The 23,956-nt window shown below is 64.9% G+C and carries 23 protein-coding genes; 6 read left to right on the forward strand and 17 right to left on the reverse strand.

Going from position 1 to position 23,956, the window contains the following annotated elements; genetic code table 11:
• Window positions 1-2,260 (reverse strand): DEAD/DEAH box helicase family protein (locus tag ACOOHB_RS00770; protein ID WP_420442925.1); only part of this gene is annotated, 2,260 nt, incomplete at its 3' end.
• 502 nt (window positions 2,261-2,762) lie between these two features.
• On the opposite strand from ACOOHB_RS00770, the gene ACOOHB_RS00775 reads away from it, so the two are divergent.
• Both ACOOHB_RS00775 and ACOOHB_RS00780 read left to right on the forward strand, forming a co-directional pair.
• Window positions 2,763-7,238 (forward strand): DEAD/DEAH box helicase, encoded by a 4,476-nt coding sequence (locus ACOOHB_RS00775; RefSeq protein WP_420442926.1) that lies wholly within the window; start codon window positions 2,763-2,765, stop codon window positions 7,236-7,238.
• A 183-nt stretch (window positions 7,239-7,421) separates the two neighbouring features.
• Window positions 7,422-7,685 (forward strand): HigA family addiction module antitoxin, encoded by a 264-nt coding sequence (locus tag ACOOHB_RS00780; RefSeq protein WP_420442927.1) that lies wholly within the window; start codon window positions 7,422-7,424, stop codon window positions 7,683-7,685.
• Here the strand turns inward: ACOOHB_RS00780 and ACOOHB_RS00785 are convergent.
• Window positions 7,659-8,048, reverse strand: coding sequence for a type II toxin-antitoxin system death-on-curing family toxin (locus tag ACOOHB_RS00785; RefSeq protein ID WP_420442928.1), 390 nt, complete (start codon window positions 8,046-8,048; stop codon window positions 7,659-7,661). The two genes, ACOOHB_RS00780 and ACOOHB_RS00785, sit on opposite strands and share 27 nt — an antisense overlap.
• The gene (locus ACOOHB_RS00790) at window positions 8,045-8,248 is read right to left on the reverse strand and encodes a hypothetical protein (RefSeq protein WP_420442929.1); all 204 of its coding nucleotides are present in this window, start codon (window positions 8,246-8,248) and stop codon (window positions 8,045-8,047) included. Before ACOOHB_RS00790 ends, ACOOHB_RS00785 begins: the two co-directional genes overlap by 4 nt.
• Before the next feature lie 174 nt (window positions 8,249-8,422).
• Between ACOOHB_RS00790 and ACOOHB_RS00795 the strand changes: the two genes are divergently transcribed.
• From ACOOHB_RS00795 to ACOOHB_RS00810, 4 genes are all read left to right on the forward strand, one after another.
• Window positions 8,423-9,403 carry a hypothetical protein gene (locus ACOOHB_RS00795; protein ID WP_420442930.1) on the forward strand — a complete coding sequence of 327 codons (981 nt, stop codon included), beginning with the start codon at window positions 8,423-8,425 and terminating at the stop codon, window positions 9,401-9,403.
• Window positions 9,404-9,813: 410 nt separating this feature from the next.
• Window positions 9,814-10,134, forward strand: a complete 321-nt coding sequence (locus tag ACOOHB_RS00800; RefSeq protein ID WP_420442931.1) for a hypothetical protein — start codon at window positions 9,814-9,816, stop codon at window positions 10,132-10,134.
• 571 nt (window positions 10,135-10,705) lie between these two features.
• On the forward strand, window positions 10,706-10,942 hold the full coding sequence (locus ACOOHB_RS00805; protein WP_419920804.1) for a type II toxin-antitoxin system Phd/YefM family antitoxin: 237 nt from the start codon (window positions 10,706-10,708) through the stop codon (window positions 10,940-10,942).
• Window positions 10,939-11,373, forward strand: coding sequence for a type II toxin-antitoxin system VapC family toxin (locus tag ACOOHB_RS00810; protein ID WP_419920805.1), 435 nt, complete (start codon window positions 10,939-10,941; stop codon window positions 11,371-11,373). The genes ACOOHB_RS00805 and ACOOHB_RS00810 overlap by 4 nt, the downstream gene beginning before the upstream one ends.
• A gap of 409 nt (window positions 11,374-11,782) precedes the next feature.
• Here ACOOHB_RS00810 and ACOOHB_RS00815 read toward each other — a convergent pair whose 3' ends face one another.
• From ACOOHB_RS00815 to ACOOHB_RS00880, 14 genes are all read right to left on the reverse strand, one after another.
• Window positions 11,783-12,505 (reverse strand): glucosamine-6-phosphate deaminase, encoded by a 723-nt coding sequence (locus ACOOHB_RS00815; protein WP_420442932.1) that lies wholly within the window; start codon window positions 12,503-12,505, stop codon window positions 11,783-11,785.
• Window positions 12,502-13,386, reverse strand: coding sequence for an ROK family protein (locus ACOOHB_RS00820; RefSeq protein ID WP_420442933.1), 885 nt, complete (start codon window positions 13,384-13,386; stop codon window positions 12,502-12,504). Before ACOOHB_RS00820 ends, ACOOHB_RS00815 begins: the two co-directional genes overlap by 4 nt.
• Entirely contained in the window at window positions 13,383-14,153 is a 771-nt protein-coding gene (locus ACOOHB_RS00825; protein ID WP_420442934.1) for an ATP-binding cassette domain-containing protein, read from the reverse strand. Before ACOOHB_RS00825 ends, ACOOHB_RS00820 begins: the two co-directional genes overlap by 4 nt.
• Complete coding sequence (locus ACOOHB_RS00830) at window positions 14,150-15,355, reverse strand: alanine racemase (protein WP_420442935.1); 1,206 nt, start codon at window positions 15,353-15,355, stop codon at window positions 14,150-14,152. The genes ACOOHB_RS00825 and ACOOHB_RS00830 overlap by 4 nt, the downstream gene beginning before the upstream one ends.
• A gap of 4 nt (window positions 15,356-15,359) precedes the next feature.
• Window positions 15,360-16,364: an ABC transporter permease gene (locus ACOOHB_RS00835; protein WP_420442936.1), complete on the reverse strand. Its 1,005-nt coding sequence runs from the start codon at window positions 16,362-16,364 to the stop codon at window positions 15,360-15,362.
• A gap of 40 nt (window positions 16,365-16,404) precedes the next feature.
• Window positions 16,405-17,658, reverse strand: coding sequence for a substrate-binding domain-containing protein (locus tag ACOOHB_RS00840; RefSeq protein WP_420442937.1), 1,254 nt, complete (start codon window positions 17,656-17,658; stop codon window positions 16,405-16,407).
• A 22-nt stretch (window positions 17,659-17,680) separates the two neighbouring features.
• On the reverse strand, window positions 17,681-18,925 hold the full coding sequence (locus ACOOHB_RS00845; protein ID WP_420442938.1) for a M20 family metallopeptidase: 1,245 nt from the start codon (window positions 18,923-18,925) through the stop codon (window positions 17,681-17,683).
• The gene (locus ACOOHB_RS00850; RefSeq protein WP_419920814.1) at window positions 18,922-20,124 is read right to left on the reverse strand and encodes an ROK family protein; all 1,203 of its coding nucleotides are present in this window, start codon (window positions 20,122-20,124) and stop codon (window positions 18,922-18,924) included. The genes ACOOHB_RS00845 and ACOOHB_RS00850 overlap by 4 nt, the downstream gene beginning before the upstream one ends.
• Window positions 20,125-20,208: 84 nt before the next feature.
• Window positions 20,209-21,117, reverse strand: coding sequence for a class I SAM-dependent methyltransferase (locus ACOOHB_RS00855; RefSeq protein ID WP_420442939.1), 909 nt, complete (start codon window positions 21,115-21,117; stop codon window positions 20,209-20,211).
• Window positions 21,114-21,878: a ribonuclease HII gene (locus tag ACOOHB_RS00860; protein ID WP_420442940.1), complete on the reverse strand. Its 765-nt coding sequence runs from the start codon at window positions 21,876-21,878 to the stop codon at window positions 21,114-21,116. Before ACOOHB_RS00860 ends, ACOOHB_RS00855 begins: the two co-directional genes overlap by 4 nt.
• A 143-nt stretch (window positions 21,879-22,021) precedes the next feature.
• A complete protein-coding gene (locus ACOOHB_RS00865) occupies window positions 22,022-22,336 on the reverse strand; it encodes a hypothetical protein (RefSeq protein ID WP_420442941.1) in 315 nt (104 codons plus the stop codon).
• 458 nt (window positions 22,337-22,794) lie between these two features.
• Window positions 22,795-22,965 (reverse strand): hypothetical protein, encoded by a 171-nt coding sequence (locus ACOOHB_RS00870; protein WP_420442942.1) that lies wholly within the window; start codon window positions 22,963-22,965, stop codon window positions 22,795-22,797.
• Window positions 22,962-23,543 (reverse strand): hypothetical protein, encoded by a 582-nt coding sequence (locus tag ACOOHB_RS00875; RefSeq protein ID WP_420442943.1) that lies wholly within the window; start codon window positions 23,541-23,543, stop codon window positions 22,962-22,964. Before ACOOHB_RS00875 ends, ACOOHB_RS00870 begins: the two co-directional genes overlap by 4 nt.
• Window positions 23,497-23,956, reverse strand: a 460-nt coding sequence (locus ACOOHB_RS00880; protein ID WP_420442944.1) for a hypothetical protein, incomplete at its 5' end; no start/stop codon positions are given. The genes ACOOHB_RS00875 and ACOOHB_RS00880, both read right to left, overlap by 47 nt.

Raw genomic sequence — 23,956 nt, forward strand, 5'->3', positions numbered from 1 at the left:
GAGAGAACTGACCAGAGATCACCTGGTCCCGTGACGCCGAGTCGATCACCTGCTCGTAGCTGCGCCTGACATCGGCCAGCTTCTCCCGCAGCTCAGAGTTGCCTGCCAGCGGCTTCACCGCCTCACGGATCATCGCCGCGCCAGCGGCCTTGACCTGATCGGGTGTGGGATCGCCACCAGCTTCAGCCGCTGCAGCCTCGTACTGGCGATCGACATCGAGGGCGTCCACCATGCCGCGCACGAGGTCCGTCAGGCCGACTCCTGCCACGTTCTCCACCTCAGCACGATCCGCTGCTGTCATCCGCCGATTCAGCCGGGTGAGCCGGGATGCGACCGACGACACCACATCGGGATCGGTCGAGCCAAGTCCGATGTTGTTGAGCAGCTTGTCAAAGCTCACTGTCCGCTGGCGGTCCATCGGCACGGTGTCATGAAGCTCGGCTTCGGTTACGCCGACGGCGTCCACGATCACGAAGCGATCCTTGGCGGCAGCATCGGGCGTGACCGCGCGCAGCTGATCGCTGTCGATTACCCGCACGCCCCGCCCCTTCATCTGCTCGAAGAAGTTGCGGCTGCGCACCATGCGCATGAACACCACGCACTCGATCGGCTTCACGTCGGTCCCGGTGGCGATCATGTCCACAGTCACAGCAATTCGCGTCGTGTAGCTGGTTCGGAACTGCTGCAGCAGCTCCTCGGGCTTGTTGCCAGCGTCTCCCGAGCGGTAGGAGATCTTCACCGCCCCCTCGTTGCCGAGCCCGAACTCCTGCCGGACGATCTTGACGATGTCCTCGGCGTGGCTGTCGTCCTTGGCGAAGATCAACGTCTTGGGGATGTGCCGCAGCAAGCCGTCGTCACGGCGCTCGCGGTCAGGGAATATCTCCGGCAGCGAATTGCGCAGCGTGCGCACGACCGTGCGGATCTGATCGGGTGCCACCACTCGTCTGTCGAGCTGGTTGGCGTCGTAGGTGATGTCCTCGTCGATCTTCTCCAAGCGGTGCTCGCGTGTGTCGCGGTCGCGGAACTTGGTTACGAATTCGGCGGGGACAGTGCCGCCGGACTCCGTGATCTCGGTGCGGATGCGAAACACGTCGAAGTCCACGTTCACCCGGTCGGCTACCGCTTGGGCATGCCCGTACTCCATGACGAGGTTCTGATCGAAGAACCCGAATGTCTGCTTGCCAGGTGTTGCGGTGAGGCCCACGAGGAATGCATCGAAGTACTCGAGCACCTGACGCCACACGCCATATATGGAGCGGTGGCACTCGTCGATGATGATCAGGTCGTAGGACTCAATCGGCACCGCCGGGTTGTACACGACATCGACAGGCGCGGCCGGTGCGGTGTCGAAACCGCTTTTTTCGTCAAGGGCTTCGTCGAAGTCGTCGTCGCCACGCAGGATCGAATGCAGCCTCTGGATCGTGCAGATGTGGACCTTGGTGGCGGCCTCATCAGCCATCTCAAGCCGTGACGACGTGAGATGCCGGACGTTGTAGAGCTCAGTGAACTTGCGGCCATCGTCCGGTGTGGAGAAGCCTTGGAACTCCCGGAGCGCTTGACGGCCGAGATTCGCCCTATCGACAAGGAAGAGGATCCGCTGGGCGCCGGCGTGACGCAGAAGGCGGTAGCAGACGTTGGCGGCAGTGAAGGTCTTGCCTGAGCCCGTGGCCATCTGGATGAGCGCCCGGGGGCGGTTGGAGCGGAACGACTGCTCAAGATTGCGAATGGCCTCGGCCTGGGCAGGCCAAAGGTGCGCCGCATCGGTGCCGAGATCGGGCAGCAGCTGCGCGCCAGCACGCATGCCGGGCGCGCGACCCTCGCCTTCCGTGTGGTCCTCGTGCCAGCGGGCCAAGGTCTCGGGACGGTGGAATGCGAACACACGTCGACTCGTTGGCACAGGGTCCAGCCCGCACGTGAACCGCGTCTCGGTGCCAGTGGATTCGTAGCCGAAAGGCAGTGCCCCGTCGACCTCAATGGCAGGTAGTGCCTCTGGGTACGCGGCCTGATATTTGCGAGTCTGTGGCTCAACGCCCGTGAGCGTCATGCCGGCTTTCTTGGCCTCTATGACGCCGACCGCCTGACTGTCCACATAGAGCACGTAGTCGGCAGGCCCCGCCGTGGTTGGCACCTCGCGAACGGCAACACCCTGGGCGGCAGCTACGGCTGCGCTCTTGTAGTCCTGCACGACCCAGCCGCAGGCCTCCAGCTGCTCGTCGATGTCGCGACGGGCCTTCTGCTCGGGGGCCAGGTAGTCAGTCACAAAGTCCCCAGATCACTATCACCAACCCACACCAGCGGTCATCGTACGATCTCGCGCCGGACTGCGAAAGCGTCAGCCAAGGTGGCTCGACCGGATGAGCTGGGTTCACCCCCTCCGAGACTCATGGCTCAAGGACAACCGTGGTAGACGTTGGATCGGTTGGCTGTCGCTGAGGTTTGGGTCGCTCGAACATGTCTTCGGAACTGGAACCTGCAGAGGCGTTTCCACCAAGTGTGTACTTGCGCGACGAACTAGCGGAGCGCGGTTGGACGATCTCGGAATTTGCCGAAATCATCGGTTAACCGTCTCAGGTTGTCTCGGGGATGCGCGAGGCGAAGACGCCGGTCACGCGGGACGTGGCTCGTATCGTCGGAGGCGCTCAACACATCGGCGGCACTATGGCGCAGCTTCGAGATCGCCGACCGGATGCATCGGCCGCGGGCGGGCGCGGCTCCACAGGTGCTGATGCTCGACGGCCAACGTTCACGGTGCGGAGGGAACCATGCCGACAGATCAATGGACTGATTCCAACGGGAATCTGGCTCACTACATAGCCGACCAGTCAGAGCGGACCCTCGCTTCGTATCGCGAACAGCCGAACCTGGTTGCTGAACACGCGAATGTCGAGCAGGACACGGCGCAGGGTGGCTATCGCAATCGGCAGCTCTTCGAACTCGTCCAGAACAGCGCCGACGCGCTCTGGCCTGATCCCGACGCGGAGTTGACCAGCGACGACACCTCGCGTCGTCGTGGCGGGCGTATCGAAGTCCTTCTGACCAATAGCGATCTCTATTGCGCTGACGACGGGGAACCCATCAGTCCTGACGGTGTCACGGCTCTCATGTTCTCGCATCTATCGCCCAAGAGGGGAACCAGCCAGATTGGTACTTTCGGCCTCGGATTCAAGGCAGTGCTCGGTGTCAGCGACTCTCCCGAGTTCTTCAGCCGCTCCGGCTCATTCCGCTTCGATCGGAAGCGCGCGCGGGAACGGGTGAGAGATGTCGTCCCCGACGCAGACCGATGTCCGATCTTGCGCCTGCCCGAACCGATCGATCCAGCCGAACGCAGCGAGCAGTACGGCGAACTGCGTGGGCTGATGGCATGGGCAAACAACATTGTGCGACTGCCGCTCAAGGATGGAGCGCGCGAAGACCTTCTCCAGCAAATGAGGGATCTGCCGGCCGAGTTCCTTCTGTTCGTCCCTCACCTGACGACGCTCACGCTCGCGGACAGCTCCACAGAATTGAACCGGATTCTCGAATTGGAGAACGTGAACGACGAGTACCTCCTCGCTGAAGGGGATTCGACCAGCCATTGGAAGCTCTTCGAGCGAACCCATGCGTTGTCGAGTGATGCGCGCGCCGACCGCCGCCCCGGCGACGATCGAATGGAGGTGCCAATTTGGTGGGCCGCACCCGTCGACCGTCTCGACCGACCCGGAAAGTTCTGGGCGTTCTTCCCGACGAACACAGCGAGCCTCGTTCCGGGCATCTTGAATGCTCCTTGGAAGACGAATGAGGATCGTCAGAACCTCCTCAGCGGCCCATTCAACGACGAACTGGTCGGAGCAGCTTCGGATCTGATCGCGGACGCATTGCCACAATTGCGGGCGGACGACGATCCCGCTCGACACTTGGACGCGTTGCCTCGTCGACACGAGGCAGGCGACTCCGAGCAGGCCAGCCTGCTGCGAGAACTCCTATTCGAAGCCCTCGACGATCAAGCCATTGTTCCCGACCAGAAAGGCGAGCTCTGCCGAATCCACGACATCTCCTATCCCCCGTCGCGGCTGACCCCAGATCGCGGAATGGAGATGGCACCGTTCGATCGATGGGCCGCATATCCGGAACGGCCACGGGCATGGCTGCACCACAAGGCGATAACTCGCACGAGGCTCGCGACCATCGAACGGCTGCTTGGAGGGACCGGTCAATCAGGACGGACGATGCGGCGCATGCGCCGGGCCTCAATCGCCAGTTGGCTCGGAGCATTGGTCCTGGACCAAGTGCCGGGCGATGCGGTCGCCGCTTCGGCGGCCGCTATCCAGGCCGCCGCGCTCATTCCCCTCGAAATACGCTCGGGCACAGAACTCGGCTCGATCGTGCTGTCGGCAAGAGGGGGCTGGAGGTCGCCAGATCCTGAGCTGGTGTTTCTGCCAGACGGGTTGCCGACCTCGAGCGACGAGTTCGATCTGGAGTCCTGCGTTCATCCGGCACTCGTCGCCGACGGCGATACACTCGCGGCACTCAAGGAATTAGGCCTCAAGCCGCCTTCGGCCGAGAGCAGATTTCGACTTACGGCAGAAAGTGTGTTGGCACAACGAGGTCCGTCGCGTCTTGACGACAGCCTCTACGAGAACTTTTGGGCTCTTGCTCGAAGACTGAGCCGCTCATTGGTGCAGGACGTGGTTCGCGAATACGCACGGTGGCCGAGCAACTTACGAGTACGGACGCGCTCTGGCGATTGGCGGCCAACGCACTCGGTCTTGCTGCCCGGAGACATCGTGCCGGTCGATGGCAGCCGGGATGACCACGTAGCCGTCGATATCGACTTCCATCAGCGCGATGTCGAACTCCTTCGCGAACTCGCGGTCGTCGACTCACCCTCAGGCGACCGCGACATGGGCTGGGAGCCGTTGTTCAAGGAATATCAGGACCAGTGCGAGAAGCAGTACCGCCGACGAGATGATCTTCCGGCCCGGCCATGGTGGGGGTACCTGGCATTCACATCAACCGAGGGCGTCGGTCCGTTGACCATACTCACTGAACTGTCCGACGAGGGACGAGCACTTTTCACTGACGCGCTGTTGGGGCAAGAGTCCTTCGACCGATGTTGTGAGATGTGGCATACGGGCGGGAATAGGAGCTCCTATCCAAAGGAACTATTTGAGTCATTGACGGTCCACGCCATCCGGGTACACGGACGTATCGAGGCCTCCAGCGGCATTGTGCCGTTCACCGACGCCCTCGGACCACAGCCCAAATGCCCGGAGGCCCTGCACGTACTCTTGCAGCATCCGAATTCCGAAAAGATCAAGGCGGCATTCGATCTTTCGGAGCCGATACCGGAATTCTTGGCCGAAGGAGAGCCGGTCCCGCTGACCGATGTGTGGCCTGGGTTGGCTGAACATCTCCCGCCGCATCGGCGGACCAGCCGCTTAGTTCTCTGTGAACAGATCCTTGTAGCCGGAGCGGGACGCCCTTGCGTCACTCTCGGGTCCGACGTGTATCTCGTCGGCAACATCGACGACGATGCGCGGCGTGCACTTGAGCTCGTCGCGGAGGTATTGGGTCTCGGACTAGCCGACTTCCAGATTCAAGCAGTCCTACACCGCGAGACGCCCGCAGAAATCGAAAAACGGCGCGCCGCAATTCGGCAACTTGCAACGGATGCTGAGCGACTGCTCGCTGCTGTCGGCGAAGCACCCCTGCGATTGGGTCTTCCTCGATTGCTCCTGGATGTTCTGAGCAACGATCGAGAGACGCTGACTGGAGTCGAAATTTCGGAGGCCGCCATCGCGACCTACGACACTGGCGCTCTCAGACATTTCAAGCGGGCCTTGGACAATCTCGATCCTCCCGCGACGTGGTCCGGATCGCGGCGCGCTATCGAATTCGTCCGCTCATTGGGATTCTCGGAAGCATGGGCTGGCGAACGCAATAGGCGCCGCCCCCAGTTCGTCGAGGTCGAAGGCCCTCGGACTCTCCCCCCGCTTCACAACTTTCAACGCCGTGTGGCCGACAACGTCCGCAAGATGCTTCACTCCGAACGCAGTGACGGAACCGAGCGGCGCGGGATGCTGAGCATGCCCACCGGGTCCGGCAAGACCCGCGTTGCGGTGCAGGCGATCGTGGAAGCCATGCGCGACGACGCATTCCAAGGAGGGATTCTCTGGGTGGCGGACCGCGACGAGCTGTGTGAGCAGGCTGTCGAATCATGGGAGCAGGTGTGGAGGAGTGTCGGCGCAGAAGCAGGGCAGATGCGCATTTCCAGAATGTGGAGCGGGCAGCCCCGACCATCGCCGACAAGTGAACGTCATGTCGTCGTCGCCACAATTCAAACGCTCCATGTCCGTCTCACTCGCCAACCGGCCGACTACGACTTCCTGAGAGAATTCAAGCTGGCCGTCTTCGACGAGGCCCATCGGTCGATCGCCCCGACATTCACGGAAGTCATGCAAGAGATCGGGTTGACGTTCCGCCGCAAGGAAGATGAGCCGTGTCTGCTGGGTCTCACTGCGACGCCCTACCGCGGGCATGACGAGGCAGAGACGGACAGGCTCGTCCGCCGCTACGGCCGAAATCGCCTTGACGCCGGAGCGTTCGCTCACGATGACCCCAAGGAGGTCATCGGCGAGCTGCAGGGGATGGGGGTGCTCGCTCAGGCTGATCAAGAGCTGATCGAAGGCGGAACGTTTCGTCTATCTGACGCGGAACGGGACGAGGTCTTGAGGTTCGTTCGAGACCCAACGCGCTTGGCACATCAGTTGGCGTGGCTCCCGCAGAGCGTGGAGGATCGCATCGCTCAGGACTCACACCGCACTAGACGCATCGTCGAGGCGTACGAGACGTATGTGGGCCCAAACTGGCCTGCGCTCATATTCGCTACGTCGGTGGAGCACGCCCAGACTCTGGCGGCGCTGCTCAATCAGCGAGGAGTTACCGCGCGATCTGTGAGCGGGAACACCGAAACGGTGACCCGTCGCCGCGTGGTGGAGGGCTTTCGTCGCGGTGACGTCAACGTGCTCGTCAACTACGGAGTGTTCCGCGAAGGGTTCGATGCGCCCAAGACTCGGGCCATCATCGTGGCCCGGCCTGTGTACAGCCCAAACCTCTACTTCCAGATGATCGGAAGAGGACTGCGGGGCCCCTTGAACGGCGGTGACGAGCGCTGCCTCGTACTCAACGTCCGAGACAACATCGAGAACTTCGGCAAGGAGCTCGCTTTCTCCGAATTGGACTGGCTATGGAATCGCTGAGGCGACGTCCTCAAGTCCGAGCACCGTCTTGCGTAACGCCGACATCAGCGGACACGCAGCGCGCGAGACCATGCCGTGACGAGGTTTGCGCCGACGTGGTGATCTCCCAAGACGGTACCGAAGGTCAAGTCCAGATAGGACATCTGGCGGTATGGCCGTCAACAAGAATTGGAGTGTTTGAACATGCCTTCGAAACTGGTGTCTGCCGAGTCGTTCCCACCAGGTGAGTACTTGCGCGACGAACTATCGGAGCGCGGTTGGACGATCTCGGAATTTGCCGAGATCATTGGTCAACCGTCTCAGGTTGTCTCGGAGATGCTCGAGGCGAGAGTCAAGGTCACGCCGGACTTGGCGCAGAGACTCTCGGCGGCACTTGGCACCTCGGCGCAAGTGTGGCTCAACCTCGAAGAGGCCTACCGGCTACACACGCGCACCCATGGCACGTAGCGCTGCCGCGATGTCCTCCACGCCGATGTCGCTCGATGCAACGCTCATGACGAGGTCGTAGACGTCGTCGTTGGTGGCGGCGCTCACGCTGGCGTCGTTGAGTTCCAAGAAGATGGCCGTGGCAAGCCAGCCGAGACGCTTGTTGCCATCGACCAGCGGATGGTTGTTGACCACCGAGTGCAGCAATGCCGCCGCCTTGGACCAGATGTCGGGGTACGCATCCTCGCCGAACGCGGATGCCTGTGGTCGCGCCGCTGCCGCCCCAAGGAGGCCGATGTCGCGAGTCGGCGGCGGATCGCCGAGCAACCGGCGCGCCAGCTCGACGAGATCCTCGGTGTCGAGGTACTCAAAGCCCTGGTTCACTCGCCCATGCGCCTGAGTGCGTCGCCATGACGCTCCATGATGACATCGGCTGCCGAGGTGACGCGGTCCCGGTGTTCGGCCTTGGTGACGTACTCGCGCACCGCTCGCCGGGCTGCTTCTTGCATGGAGGTGCCATCAAGAACCGCTCGCCGCCGCAATGCGTCTTGCTCTGCCTCGGTGAGCCTCAGTGTCATCGCCATGAGACGAATGGTATCAAGTCGATACCAAGAGCAGAAGGAAGCGCGCCGCCGCCTGCCGAAGGCTGAACACCACACATCAGCATCCGTCCGCCCACAGGAGTCCCCGTCACCACGGCGAGGCCAAGCCGCGGTATACCGGGGGCTCATGACCGCGTTAGAGGGATGGCCACAGCTATGACAAACAGATTCGTCGCTGCGATGGCGTTCACAGCGCTGGTGTTATCGGCGCTGTCGCTGTTCGTCGCGTTGGGTGCCACCGACGATCAAGTGACCTCGCCAGCAACCGAGGTCGCCCCGCCGACAACCGCTTCTGTTGCCATCGAGGCACCGAGCACGACGGCCGCCCGTCTGGCTGCGAACACATCGGACGAAGTCGCCCTTGTCACGGCACCCGCTGCTACCGAACCGCCCTCGACGGCTGCGGTGACACCGGCCACGACGGCACCGCTTCCCGGCACGCCGTCGGCAGTCGGACCAGCGGCGGGCACACAGCTCGGCGTTGTCGGCGTCAGCCACGACGATTTCCTCAACGTCCGCGACGCGCCCAACGGCAACGTCGTCGCCACGCTCACGCTGAGCATCGCAAACTCGGCCAGTGGCGAGCAGTCGATCCTGGTCGGAAGTCCCGAAGCCACCGAGACAATTGCGACGCTGGACGTCGTAGGTGTAACGGCCACAGGTCGCACACGCGACCTGCGCACCAGCACTTGGCACGAGATACAAGCCGGCCCGGTCACCGGATGGGCCAGCAGCAACTACCTCGCCCCGCTGTCACCTGACACCCGGCTTGATGTGACCGCACAAGTCTTGGGTGCCATCGGCCCCACCCCGTCGGCACCGACCATGACCGAACTCGCCCAACAGATCGCCGCCGAATTCGCCTCCGACGAACCACCGTCACGAATCAGATTCACGTCCGCGACGAGTGCGTTCGAAGCCTTGGCCGAACTCACTGTCGATGTGGTCGGCCAGCCCGATGACGCAGTACGCGGCTATCGCTTGTGGATCACCGCTGAGACCACCGGAGACTGGATCGCCGCCCTCACCGACGGCGACATCAATACCGACGCAGGCCCCTACACGCTGCGAAGCGTTGCGGCCACACCCCTGTGCTACAGCCACCGCGACGTCGGCAACGACGGCAACTGCAACTGACGCCGCGCGTGCTTGAGCGGATTCGTCAGACTCCGGCGGGCGGCGATCACTTCGACTTGCCCGACGAGCTTCAGCTGGAGTGCCACAAGCGGCTGCAATCCGCTGGCCGATCGGCGGCAACAGGCCCCTACAGCCGCATCCCGCATGAAGGTCCCGCTCCCACGATGACCACTCGTTGCACCACCGCTTCGTGCGGTCGGTTCGTGCATCCCGTCGAAGATCGGGCGCGGACCGCTTCGGCTGCGCTTCTCGGGATCGCTGGTCGAGCAGCACAACTAGGAATCCACATGCCTGCCGAATCTGAACGGCACTACCGTCGAAATGACGGCAACGATGCCGCTCGATCCTCCTGCTGTGCCATTGGGGGAAGCACCAGATGAAACCCCCACGCGCCACCCGCATGCTGTTCCTTGACGACTCGGGCCATCCGGCCCAATGAGTGGCGGCGGCAACGGAATCAGGCACTGGTCCAGGAAGTCTTCAAGATCATCGACGAACTTGACTGGATCACTTACACGGCGAGCATCGACAAGGCCAAGATGCGCCATCCCATGACACAACGGACCACGATGCCCCTGCAACTCCAGGCTCTCGTTGAGCACTTTGCCGTCGAGGGCGACGACGCGATGCAACTCTTGGACACCGGTGTCGGAGCCACGCTCTTGCAAACGCTCGGGCGCAGACGCACTCACAGGGTCCGCAGGTGGACCAATCACATAGTCGTGTTCTGACGCCACAGCTTGCGGCGACCGCTTTGGCGCAATAGCATCACGGGTGTCTGACGGATCCGATTAGTAGGCCTCGGCCGAATGCAATCGTGTGCCCCAGGCTTCTGGACCCCGGACCTCACGGGGTCCTTTTCTTTGCGCCGCTGTGTGGGCTGCACCTCGAGCACAGTTCGGTCCCTCGGCCGTGCCCGAGTCGAGGTGGTGACAGGGACCTGATTGTCGGTCCAGTTGTCATGGGTGTTGTCGTTTGTGTTGTTCAGCGTATGCGGCGGGGGTTTGTCCGCCGAGCTTGTCGCTGCGTACCTTCGCCAGGGCGCAGGACGAGGCACTGGCCCAATCGGCTGCGCGCCTTGCCGCCCGCATCAACCCGACGTGGTAGGCGGCTGTCAAGCACGGTAGTTCAGCTGGGTTCTGCTGCCGGAGGTCGGGCACGTCACTCGGGAGTTCGCTGCGGTCATGCTTGTGCGTTCAAAATCAATTCACATTGATCGAGCACAGATCTAGGTTGACTACCTCGCGACGGTCCCGACCCAACCCACGCCGCCGTATGTCTCACCAGTGATACGCTACGGGTATGGATGAGGTCACGATCCGCGAACTTCGCAATCATGGAGGTGATGTGGTGACGAGGGTTCAGGCAGGTGAACGGCTCACCGTGACTCGGTCGGGGCGACCCGTGGCCGAGCTGCGACCGCTGCCCCGCCGGGGACTCGATGGGGCGACACTTCTCGAGCGCTGGCGACATTTGCCGCGAGTCGATCCTGACGCGCTCCGCCGCGACATCGATCAACTCGCGGACCCGTCGCTGTGAGCGATGGCCGGGGGGTGCTCGACACAAGCACCGTGATCCTGCTGCCCCAAATCACGGATCCTGCCGTGCTGCCTGCTGAACCGGTGATCACGACGATCACTCTTGCCGAGCTCTCCGCCGGCCCGTTGGCGACATCCGACGAAACCGAACGAAGCCGTCGCCAGGCGCACGTCCAACAGGCCGAATCAGATTTCGAACCGCTCCCCTTCGACGGGGTCGCTGCGCGTGCATTTTGCCGCGTCGCCGCCGACTTGCGCGCCGCCGGCCGTAAGGCCACCTCACGCGCCTATGACGCTCTCATCGCTGCAACAGCGATCGCTCACGGGCTGCCGCTGTACACCGCCAATCCGGACGACTTCACGGCCATCAGCGAACTCCAGCTCGTTGAAGTCCCCCACCCCGGGCGACACGCCGCGACCACTGACCCGTAAACGCATCACTGAAGCCGCGCTGGGTCGCGAGGCCGGGCTTTCCGGAGCGGGATGACGCGTAGGTCTGGAGCGTCTCTTGTGCCGATGACGGAGTGACTGCGCCAGTCGAGCGATACACCTCGCTGCCTTGACGCAGGTAGACGATCATTGTCGGGCACAGTGAGATCACGCTCGATGAGCGCGGCGTTCGCCATGGTCTGACCTCCTTGTGGCCCACCTTGTTTGCTGCGATTTGCGCCTGCGTCGCGCTGGTTCTGTTGGCTCTGCCGGAATGTCTTCGGCAGTTGGTTCGAACAATCCGATGAATCAGCCAATGAACTTCAACCCGAGCAGGCGTTCTTTGTGAAATCAGACTCAGTTCGGAGCCGATCGGTTCCCCGACGGTGAGGACCCGGTCGGCGAGCGTCCGCTAGAGGCGGGATGCGGCGTCCGGGTCGAGGATGACGGTCGAGCTTGGGTGGAGTTGCAGAGCTGAAGCGGGGACCGCTTCGCACACGGGTCCGCCTACGGCCTGCGCCACGGCTGCGGCCTTGCGGTCGCCGCACGCGAGCAGCAACAGTTCGGCCGCCGCAAGGATGGTGGAGATCCCCTGCGTGATGGCACGCTCAGGAACGGGACGGCCGTCGCCGAAGAAGCCCGCATTGTCGGAACGGGTCTGCTCACTGAGGGGCACGACGCGGGTGACGCTGTCAAGCGAAGAACCTGGTTCGTTGAAGGCGATGTGGCCGTTGGACCCGATGCCCAGGATCTGCAGGCCGATAGGTGCACTCCGAACCAAGTGCTCGTAGCGACAGCATTCGCCTTCGGGATCGGGCGCGTCAGGATCGGGGCAGTGAACTGCATCGCGGCGCAGGTCGACCTGGCGGGCCAGCGCCCGCTGCACGACGCTGCAATAGCGGCACGGATCGTCAGGATCGAGGCCCGCGTACTCATCAAGCAGGTACACGTCAACGCCGGCGAAACTGAGACCCCCTTGTTGGTGGCGTCGAGCCAACTCGGCATACAGCGCCTCGGTCGTGCTCCCGGTTGCAACCCCAAGGCTTGCTTGTGGCTGACTCCGCACAAAGCGTTCGACAATGTCTGCTGCGCATTCTGAGGCAGCCTCTCGATCCTCAGCGACGATGATCCTCATTGTGTGATCGGCACGCCGACGCCATCGTCATCGCTGCGGGGCGCCTCACCGGCCCCCAAACCCACTGTGGCTGCGACTGCGGCACCGACGATGCCCGCATGCATGCCTCGATGAGCGACCGAGATCGGCTTGGACAGCTCGAGCTCGGAGACGAATCGGTCGAAGTCATTGCTGAGTCCACCGCCGACGACCCAGCACGACGGGTGCAGCACCGCCTCGATCATCTCGAAGAACGGCTGCGCCCGCTGCGCCCACTGACTCGGTGTGAGCCCGTCGGTGGAGATCGCGCGCCCGGACGCCACGTCTTCGAAGCAGGCACCGCCGACGATCAGGCCGCCGAGCTCTGAATTCGCGATGAGGCTGCCGTTGTGCAGCAGTGCGCTGCCGACGCCGGTCCCGAAGGTCAGCACAATGGTCAGCCCGGTCACCCTGAGCGGGGCTTCGCCGTATCGCAGCTCCGCGAGGCCAGCTGCGTCAGCGTCATTGATCAACACCGCGTTCGCTCCGGACGGGGCACGCAAGCAGGCCAGCGCGTCCGCGTCCTCCCAGGACGCATCCAAGTTCGGAGCGTGTCGCAGCGACAGACCATCGATCACGCCTGGCAGAGCGACGCCGACCGGTCCAGTCCATCCGACAGCCGAGGTGATGCGGCTGATTGCCGCGATGACGTCGTGCGGCGTCGCCGTCGGGGGCGTGGCTTCGGTCAGGACGGGTCCCGACGGCTCTCCCACGGCGAGATCCACGACAGCTCCCTTGATGCTCGTTCCGCCGACGTCGATGCCGACCTGCAGCGATCGGTCGTCGAGCGCGGTGTGGTCGGATCTGGGATCGTGCCCATCGCCCGCGTCCGATTCCCCGCGGACGCTCGGGTCGTGGATCATGTCGGGGGACCCCCGCTGCGGGCACCGGTGATGTACGCGACAAGGTCGTCCTTGGTCACCGAGCTGACATCGACCTCTGCTGCTGTGCGCCCTTGACGCAGCACCACTGCCCGGTCGCACACGGCCATGACTCGGTCCATGTTGTGGGTGATGAGCAAGACGGCCACGCCGGCACTGCGCAGTGCGCGAATCAGATCCAGCACGCGTGCGGCCTGCTCGACACCCAATGCGGCAGCGGGCTCGTCGAGCAGCACGATCTGCTGGCCCCACGCGGCAGCCCGCCCGATCGCGACCGCTTGACGCTGGCCGCCCGACAGTGCGCTCAACGGCCGCCGCAACGACGGAAGGCGGATGTCGAGGCGACCCAGAATCTCCGCTGCCTCGGCCCGCATGCGCCTCTTGTCGAGCACTCCGAGCCACGACCCGAACCGTCCCCCACGAGTGTGCTCGCGGTTGAGGAACAAGTTCTCGACGACGTCAAGCGGATCGATCACCGCCAGCGTCTGGTGCACCGTTTCGATGCCCAGTGCCCTTGCCCCCTCGGGCGAACCGATCTCGTGCTTGGCTCCATTGACGAGGATCGTGCCTGCATCAGGCCGGTACACCCCCGCAAGGCACTTCACCAACGTCGACTTGCCGGCTCCGTTGTCTCCGAGCAGCGCAGTCACCTCGCCGTAATGCAAGCTCAATGCGACATCGTCGAGCGCCCGCACAGCGCGAAACGACTTGCCGATGCCTGTGGCTTCCAACGCGGTGACAGCGGTCACGTCGAACCCGCTCGGCCTGGATCGCCAAAACCGTTCCACACCCCGACCACCCGAGGCTCGCCCCGCGACACTCCCGACAGCCCGGTCACGAGCGCCCTGGTCACGAAGGCCTGGATTCTGAAGCCGAAGACCACGGTCGCGCCTTCCGACACGGCGCGGCCAGACCCCCGATGCAATCGGGCGTAGTAATCGATCGCTGCGGGGTCGGGCATGTCCACCGGCACGGGGGACGTCGAGATCTCCGCAGCGTCGTGCGCGATCACTGCGGTGACCCCGTAGTCGCCGAACACCGGATCGACGTACAGGCCGCCACCGAAGCAGAGCGGCACGCCTTGATGAATGTGCGCCACCTCGCTCAGGTACAGGACCCCGGGCTGCTCGGGCAGATCCCGAACGGCGTGCAGCGGCGTGGTGGCGGTGAGGCCGTGGCCAGGCTCGACCTGCGTGGCCCCGGACTCGGCGAGCAGCCCGAGGACGTCGGTGGACGTCGTCCCCGGCAGGTTGATCTCGAGCTGCGCGGGGCACGCCGGGTGCCGTCGAACGAGCTCTGCGGCGCGCGCCAGCGTCTCGACGTTTCGAGTGGCACCGACGCTGCCTCGCTGCTCATCGAACAGCATTGCCGGAAACGTCGTGAGTCCGGCGAACTCGGCCCCATCCAGCGCTGCGATGACGTCGACCGCCGAGCGGAGGTCGTCGAGCGCCACGCCTCCCTCGTGACCGGGATAGAACGTGTCACCCGGATCGAAGACCCGCAGCATGAGTCGCTGAGATCGGCCGCTGGCGCGTGCAGCTGCGGCGGCCTCTGCCGCCTTGTTCGCAGAGAAGACCGTCCAGTAGTCGGGCGCCATGGCAGCAGCTTCGACAGCTTCGGCGCGCGCAACCTGCACCAGATGACCGAGGTGGCCGAGTCGGTGCCCGTTGCGAACGATGGGGCGCGCGCACGCCATGTCGACTGCCACGAAGCCATCGACACCGCCGGCTGCCATGGCCGCCAGCGCGCCCGGGGCCCGGCCTATCTGCTTGGTCATCGCGTACACGGTGAGGCCGAGCGTTCGGGCCCGCTTGCACAGCACTCGTGCGTTCGCCTCGATGGCATCGAGGTCCAGCACATAGCTGTTCGCCGGGATCTCTCCCGCTTGGTGCAGTTCCACCGCGGCCCGCACGAATCCGGGGTTGCGGTCCAGCAGGGATCGAAGGAACATCTCTTCAGCTCTCTCGCTGCTCGCGCATGCTCAGCGCGACGGCCAGGATGATGATGACGCCGCGGGCGATCAGCTGATCCGCGACTCGCAGACCCATCAGGATCAGGCCGTTGTTGAGCATGGCCATGACGACCGAGCCCATGATCGCCCCTGCAACAGATGCGCGTCCGCCGAATAGATTGGTCCCCCCGATGACGACGGCGGCGATCACGGTGAGCAGCAAGTTCTCGCCGAGATCGTGGCGTCCGATCGCCAGGCGGCCCGCCAGCAGCACGCCGGCGAACGCAGCCGCTGAGGCGCTCGTCACCAATGCCGCGATGCGAATGCGGTCCACGCGGATGCCCACCGCTGATGCCGCAGCACGGTCGGCTCCGACAGACAGGACATGGCGTCCCCAGCGGAGCTGATGCAGCGCCAGATGCCCGACGACGCCGACGACCGCCGACCAGATGAGCAGCGAGGACACCGGACCCGCAGAGCCCGCACCGAAGACCGCCGAGAACGTGTCGTTGCGTATCGGCAGCGACTGCAGGTTGTTCATGTTGCGTGCAACACCGCTGACGATCCCGAGCATCCCCAACGTGACCAGAAACGACGGAATCCGCACCTTCACGGCGATCAGGCCGTTGACCAGCCCGATTGCCGCGCCCACGGCAACAGCAGCCACCGCTCCGACGAAGAATCCGTACCCGCCCACCGCTTCAGCAGCCACCAGAGACGACAGCGCCGCAACCGAGCCGACGGACAGATCTATTTCAGCGGCTGCGAGAGCGAACGTCATCCCCACTGCCATGACAGCAATCGGTGCTGCCTGCCGACCGATATTGAGCAGATTGGACGCGCTGAGGAACCCATCGTCGTACAACGTCACCGCGAAGACTGCGAAGATGAGCGCTGCCGCCCCGTAGACGACATACCAGCGCGATCCCGAGTCCTGGCGATCGGATCGAAGCCACCCCAGACCCCTGGGAGGAGTTGACCGGTCCGGGGCGCCGAAGTCCTGCGTCACGATGGGTTCCTCAGCTCGCCCCCGAAAGGACGAGTCTGCGTCAGTTGCCGAGGGCGTCCAGAACCTCTTTCGGGGGTTCCGCGGCCAAGGACTGACGATAGGCGTCCACGATGTTGTCAGCTGTCACGCCGATGGCGGGCACGACGACGAATGCAGGAGCCGCCTTGCCCAACAGGCCGTAAGCGCCCTCGAGCGCCATGGTGCGGCCGAGGTTGTACGCCTCATCGGCAGCGATGCCGACGATGTTGCCGCCCTCGACGAGATCGAGCGACACGTTGGTGTCGAGATCCATCGTCACCACAGCAACATCAGATGCTCCCGCAGCTCGAAGTGCCGCCAGCACGCCGTCGGCAGGGCCAGCGGACCATGGCGCATAGATGCCGTCGAGATCGGGGTGGCGCGTGAGCAGCGCTGCAGCGATCTCCTCAGCTGCGGCCGGATCAGCAAGTCCCTGCTCGGCAACGATCTCGATGCCCGGATAGTTGATCTCGATCCACGACTTGAATGCCTGATCCCGTTGGTTGGTGACGTAGTAGGCAGCGTCGTGGAAGATGAACCCCACTTCGCCTTCGCCTCCGAGCGCTTCGCCAAGCAAGTTGGCTGCGGTGATGCCCATGGCCGCGAGGTCATCGGTCACGATGCCGACGTAGTCCTCGCCGTGGACGTATCCCTGCGGAACGTTCGACAGAAACACCAGCTGCACACCGGCATCCACCGCGGGACGGAAGGCTTCCGCGCCCGCGTCGGGTCCGATCGCCAAGCTGATGATGATGTCGGGATTCTGCGCCATGACCGTCTCGACGTCGTTCGCCTGCTGAGCTGCGTCGAAGGAGGCGTTGGTCTCGGCGATCACTTCGATTCCGAGTTCCGCGAAGGCATCGCGGGCACCTTGACTCACTGCGTCGGTGAACGCGCCTGCGGTGTGCCACAGCAGAGCAGCCGTGTAGCCACCTGCCTGGACCTGGGCGATCTCGTCATCGCTGAGCGAGATCTCGCTGGACGGAACCGCTTCTTCGCCACCGGGGCCCTGAGTCACCGGAGCCATGGCTCCGTCGTCGGCCATGTCGTCATCGGCCATGTCGTCATCAGCCATGTCATCGTCGGCCATGTCGTCGGCGGCGTCTACTTCGACGGCGGGAGCAGTGGTCACCGGGGCGGCGTCGCCGTCCGCATCGTCGTCGGTGCCGGTGCAAGCAGCAGCGAACAGTGCGAGCACCGTCAACAACAGCAGCGGTAGTCGGCTTGGCTTGCGCGCAGGGGACTTGGTCTTTCTTCTTGCTGTCTTGATTCTCATGGGTCCCTCCTTCGGGTCCGGCTTATGAGTCCTCGACACCGCACCATTCGGCAATGAAGTGCGCGAGCGTGCGGGTTGCGGTCACCAGCTCATCGATGGCGACTCGCTCGAACGGTGTGTGGCAGTGGGAGATGTCTCCGGGAGCGAAGTAGACGCCGGGGATGCCCAAGTCCCGCAGGAATGGCTTTTCCGACCAGTAGGGCGCGCCCTCGATGCGGGCCTGCTCGCCGGTCACCGCGGCGATCGAACCCGCCAGAGCGGCCACTCCCGGATGGTCGGCCGCGACCTCATCGGGCGTGCCGCCGACGGCGTGATCCCGGGGCGCGCTGAAGTCCACGCTGCACTCCACGGAATGCTCAGCCGCGACCTCGGCCACAACGCTGCGAATCTGTTCAGCGGCCGCGTCGAGGCTCTCGCCAGGGTTGATCTTGCGAATCAGCGACAAGTCGAAGCGACCCGGCACAGCGATGTTGCCGCCCGAGGACGCCGACGTGACCAGCAGGAAGGCTTCCCCGAGCAGCTCATGGGCCGGCACCGTTGCGCGCAGCTCGTCGGAAAGCTCCCACAAGCGGCTGAGCAAGCTATGGCCGGCCTTGAGTGCATCCACGCCGAGTTCGGGTCGTCCGAAGTACGCGGACCTGCCGGTACAGACGATGTCGGCGATGAGAAATCCCATCTGCGCGGTGTAGATGGCCGATGTTGTGGGCTCGGTATAGATGGCGAAATCGGCTGCGCCCTTTGAACTGCTGCTTGCCGCAGTGCGCATTCCGAGCGACACACCCGAGCCCGGCTGTCCGGACTCTTCGTCGCAGACGAACCAGGTGGAAACCGCCCCGGACGGCTGCAACCCGACCCTGCCGAATGCCCGAAGCGCTTCGATGATCGCGCAAATGCCCGACTTCTGGTCGGCGGCGCCTCGTCCCCAGATTTCGTTGTCGATGACGCACGGCTCGAACGGATCTGCTCGCTCGGTGCCATCCCAGTGCTGCACCCAGTCGTCAACGGCGACCGTGTCGAGATGACCGGCCAGCAGGAGCGACCGACCGCTGGTTCCTCCGGCGCTTGCGTACACGTTCGATCGGCCGGGTGCGCATTCGACCAGCTCTGTGGCGTGGAATGCTCTTGATTCGTTGAGACGGCCCAGCGCCCAGCGAGCGACCTCGGATTCATTGGGGGTGACACTCGGGATGCGGACGGCTTGGCGCACAAGCTCGACGACCGCGTCAGGGTCCACCGCGTCGGCTACGAGCGCGGCGGAACCACTCATGTGCGCTGGTCTCCCAAGGCTTCTGACACCAGGGTCTGGTGCACGATCCGCAGGCTCATCGAGACGGCCCCTGCGAGTGTCGCCCGGCGTCCCAGCCTCGACGCAGCCAACTCGGGAGGAACTGAGACGAGGCGTTCGAGTCGTTCTCGCACCGCATCCACGAAGACAGCATTGACACCGACGCCGCCCCCGAACACGACTCGAGTCGGATCCGCAATCAGACAGAGGTGCGAAACTGCGAGCGCCATCGACTCCGCAACTCGGCGCAGGACGTGGCTTGCGGCGGCATCGCCCGCCTGCGCGGCTGCCAAGATTTCTGGAACGTCCGAGCTGGGAGCGAGTCCACTGCGGTAGCCGTCTTCGATCGCTCGGCCGAAGAGCTTGCGAATCGACGGCGCTGAGGCCATGTCTTCGAGCGTGACGGGTGATTCTCCGGCTTCTGGGTGCTGCAGCAGAAGAGAGCCCAATTCGCCTGCCGACCCGGTACCGCCCCGATACAGTCCGCCGTCGACGACCATCGCCGCACCGATGCCGGTGCCGATCGAGATCGCGGCGAAATCGCCGCCGGGCTGGCCGTCCTCCAGATGCGAGAGCTCGCCGAGCGCTGCGAGGTTCACGTCGTTGTCGACATGGACTCGATCGGCGGGAAGTCCGAGTTGCCCGGCGAGCCATGCGCGTGGCGCGAACCCATCGAATCCCGGCAGATTCAATGCCTGCTCGACGCAGTCGCCGTCGCTTCGGTAGATGCCCGGAACACCGACACAAACGGCGCTGCAGGGCTCGCCAACAGCGTCGAGCATCGTCGAGACAGCGCGCCCTAGGCGCTCGAACGCCGTGGGGGCATCCGGCGCCGTCTCTATTTCTCGCTCGGCGACGAGGTTGCCGAACAGATCTCCAACGCCGACCAGCATCTTGGTGGCGCCGATGTCGGCAGCGAGCACGTGTCGTGCAGTCGGAACGAGTTCATAGATTGCCGCCGGCCTCCCGATCGACCCGGTTCGAAGACCCTCCGCGGCGACACGGACCAATCCCGCCGCCGCCATGTCTGCCATGAGGGCCGACACCGTCGGCTTGGACAATCCGGTGGCTCGGGCGATGCCAGCACGAGACATCTGCCGCGGGTGCGCGTCGAACATCGCGTCGGCGATCCGCTGCCCGCTCAGCAGTCGCAGACCCCCTGATGGCGTTCGCTCGGCCATATTGTTAGTAATCTTACCTTACAAATTAAGGATGTCAAGACGCAGGTCGACCTCGTGTGCTGCCTCGTTCGCGTACGAGACAGCTCAGTCGGGCGTCAGTTGCGGGCGGTAGCGATCCAGGTGGCCGCCGGAAAGACGACTCCAGCGGGGGTTTCCCGTGGTGCCAACACAGCAGTGACGGCGTCGCGGACCTGGGCGTGAACCTCGGGCGGATGTCCGGCCAGGGCGCGACGGGCAATTCCTAGGTCCATCGCGAAGTCGACGGTCTCTTCGAGGGTGTCCTCCCCCGCTGAAGACCAACTCGGTGTCGTGCGGCTCGATGGCGATGTCGGACCAGCCGGCAGCGCCGAGAATGCCCTGCACATGGTCAGGGTCGGCAAAGGCAAACGGATCGACGGCCGGGCCGTCACTCGACGGCATCTCCACAATGCCGAGCACTGCCTTGTTGACCGAGACCAGCCATGGGTTGTTCCGCGCCCTCTGCCAGCAGACGAACGAGAGCTGGCCGCCGGGCCGTGTCGCCGACCGCAGGTTCACGAACGCTGCCACCGGGTCGGCGAAGAACATCACACCCAGACGGGAAAAGACCACATCGAAGCCGGCGAAGCTGCCGTTGTCGGCAGCGGACTCCGTTGCCAGCCCAGCGATATCGGCCGTCTGGGCGTCGGCGACGGCGAAGCTGATCGGAGCCGCCTCGGGATACGCCGCGGAGTGCTCGGCGGCACGCCGGCGAGCCACCTCGACGAGGGGCTCGCTGATGTCGACGCCCAGCACCGAACCGCTGACTCGTTCGCTCCACTGCAGTGACGTCTGGCCGCACCCGCAACCGACATCGAGCACTCGCGCCGCCGAAGGCAACCGGTCCACAGCGTCCATCGCCGCCACGCCGATGTGGGCCAGCTGTGCGTCGAGACGTTCCTGCTGATCGACCCACACAGCTGCGGCACGCCAGAACTCGCGCTGTTCGGCGTTCGGATCATCGCTCTGGCTCATGGGGGCCATCTTCTAGCAGGCCCAAGGCCGAACTTCAGAAGAGCGTCTCGGCAAGGCCGGCGAGTGCTGGCCTTGTAGGTCGCCAGCGCCGTCGGCGTGTCCCTGTGGGCGGTGCTGGGAACGGGTTGGGCATCGGGCAGCCCATCGGCGAAGGACCAACTGAGGCGGTGGAGCGCGCACGGGCCGTGCGTCGCCAACGCCGCACGGTGCACAGGGGCCGGGTAGCCCTTGTTCGACTCAAATCCGTAGGGCACGAAGTCGGCCGCCAACCCCGCCATGATCCGGTCGCGTACCACCTTCGCCATGATCGACGCCGCTGCGATCGACAAGCAGCGCCGGTCGCCTTGGGTGATCGCAGTGCTGGGACGCCAGTCGACGAAATTCCACTTGCCGTCGACCAGCACACGGTCGGGCTCAGCGTCGAGCGCATCGAGGGCTCGGCGTGTTGCGAGCCGCAACGCTTCGGACATGCCCAGTTCGTCGCACTCGGCCGAGGTGGCGTGGCCGACCGACCACGCCCGCGCCCAGCCGTCAATGCGTTCGAAGAGCTGCTCGCGAATCGCGGGTCGAAGCTCCTTGGAGTCCCGGATGCCGTTGACGCGCCCGCTCGTGCCGATCACGACAGCACCGACCGTCAGCGGCCCGGCCCACGCGCCGCGGCCGACTTCGTCAACGCCGACGACCGTTGCCTCGCCCGCCTCCCAGCATCGCCGCTCGACTGCGAGGCTCGGCCGGGCACCCCCATGCGCCCCCTGCCTCACCCCGTCGAACCTAGTTCCCTGCCGAACTCGTGCTCAGCGAATGCGGGCCCCAGCAATCACTCGGCGGGCGCCGGGACAGGCGCGAGCAGCGCCTCACCGCTCCATTCCGTAGCGGCGAACGCCGGATCCAGGGCCCGGAACAGTCATCGACGGCGGCGGCGGCGGCGGGATCGTGCGGCACGACATCCCACAGCAGCGGCCGGACGATCACCGTGCCATCGAATCGCCCACGACACCTTGCCGATGCGGGTCGGCACATCGTGCACCTCAACAGGCTGGCCGAGCCATGACGCCGGCCAATGGGCCGCAATCCGCAGCGATGGATGGCCGCCTGCCGCATGGTGGCCGCCATCGTCGGGCACGTCCACCAACAAGCGCAACAGCGTGCGCACGAACAGGCCCCCGACGCGCAAATCGTGACCTGCGCCGTCGGTGCCCGTGTGCAGCTGTGGATGCATGAAACGTCGGCCAGTTTCAGGGTCGACGACGCCACCGACACCATCGCATCCAGTCGTCGGTATGCCCGAGCCGGTGCTGGACGCGCCTCCGCAAACGCCAGCAGCGCGGCCGCCATCATGTCGCAGCCGCGCGAACCATCGGCATCGACGACAAGCTGCGCGGGCTCCAGATCGGGTGCTTCGGGCATCACGAATGGCGGGGTTGGCGCCCAGGGCACCGCGGCGTGAACCCACAGCGCTCCGTCGCACTGTTCCCACCGAAGGCGTCGGTCCTCGTCGAGAGCGTTCGGCGCGTTCGGCGAGCGTTTCCCACGGCAGTCGCCCCCAGCTGTCGAGATAGAACCGTTTCAGCGCTTGCCGGAGCGCCAGGATCGACTCGGCATTGCTGGGGCAGCGACATTGCGGCGCTGCGAAGCTCACGAGCAGCACGATCAGCCTTCAAGCGTCGCAACATGCGGTTAGTCAGCGCGCAGGCCTTCTCGAATCGCCCATGGCGCCTCGGTGCGGCCATCTTGTGCCAGCAGCCAGCGTGCGGCCGACGTGGCGAACTCCCCCAGCGCCTCGGCCAGGGCCGGGTCTGGGTGCAGCGACAGAAGATGCTCCGCGAGAATCGATGTCGAGCCCGTCACCGGCAGACCGAGACTGGTCGTACAGCCCTTCCCATCCTGGTTTGGGCCTGCCAGATCGCTAGGTCTCGGACGGCATCGGAGTCGCCGGACTCGACCATTCCGAGAAGCTGCACCAGGTCGTCACCCTCGACTTGGTCCTCGATCTCCGGCGGCAGCGTGAGCATCGTGCCCTTTGTGCCCCTCGTGCCCCTCGTGCCCGACCGCTCATCGATGGCGCGGGTTCCCAGCAGCAGCGACGCACGTGTCGCAAGCGCGGCCTCGGCCAGTCGACCCGAGGGCAACACCAGACGCGTCGCAGCGTCGATGCGACGACGCCAGCCATTGGCGACCCGCTCGGCGGGAGGCAGCGTGGCGAACGCATCCGCTGCGGGCGGCATCACAGCGTCGGCAACCCGCCCCGTACGCGCCGCCGGCGACAGCATCGCCATGCGCAGCGTCGAACCGGCCACCAAAGGGAACACCGCCGCGGCGTTGGCGAGGCCCGCCTCGCATTCCACCGACACCGACTGCTCGTGCGCCGAACCCACTGCGTCATCGGCCTGCACCTCGGCGGCTGCGCCGCGAATGCTGACGCTCACGTCGGCCGTTGGCGCGCTCGTTGACGCCTCGGCTGCGGCGATGAGCTTGTCGGCACAGTCGGTGCCGCCGGCGCCGCTGAACGACATCGCCTGGAAGCCGGTCGAACAACACTGTGCGCTCCCACCCTGAGGAGACGTTGAGCGTCTGCGCGTCCAATTCGAGGGCGGTGATGCGTCCCCCATTGTTGAATCCGTCGCCGCCGAGGTGCTGCGCGCTGGCGCTCAGACCGAACGGGCGGGCGGCGAGCGCCACGGCGATCGGGTCCGCCGTGCCATTCGTGATCTCGACGACGACGGCCTCGAGCGCGTCGCCGACCGAGCTCCCAGCGCGGGCCGCGGCGACTCGATGGATCACGTCGCCGCCGCCGACCCTCAGCAATGTCTCGACCACCGGCATGCTGTCGATCAGGCGC

The sequence above is a fragment of the Candidatus Poriferisodalis sp. genome, assembly GCF_965215815.1.
Classification (GTDB): Bacteria; Actinomycetota; Acidimicrobiia; order Acidimicrobiales; family Poriferisodalaceae; genus Poriferisodalis.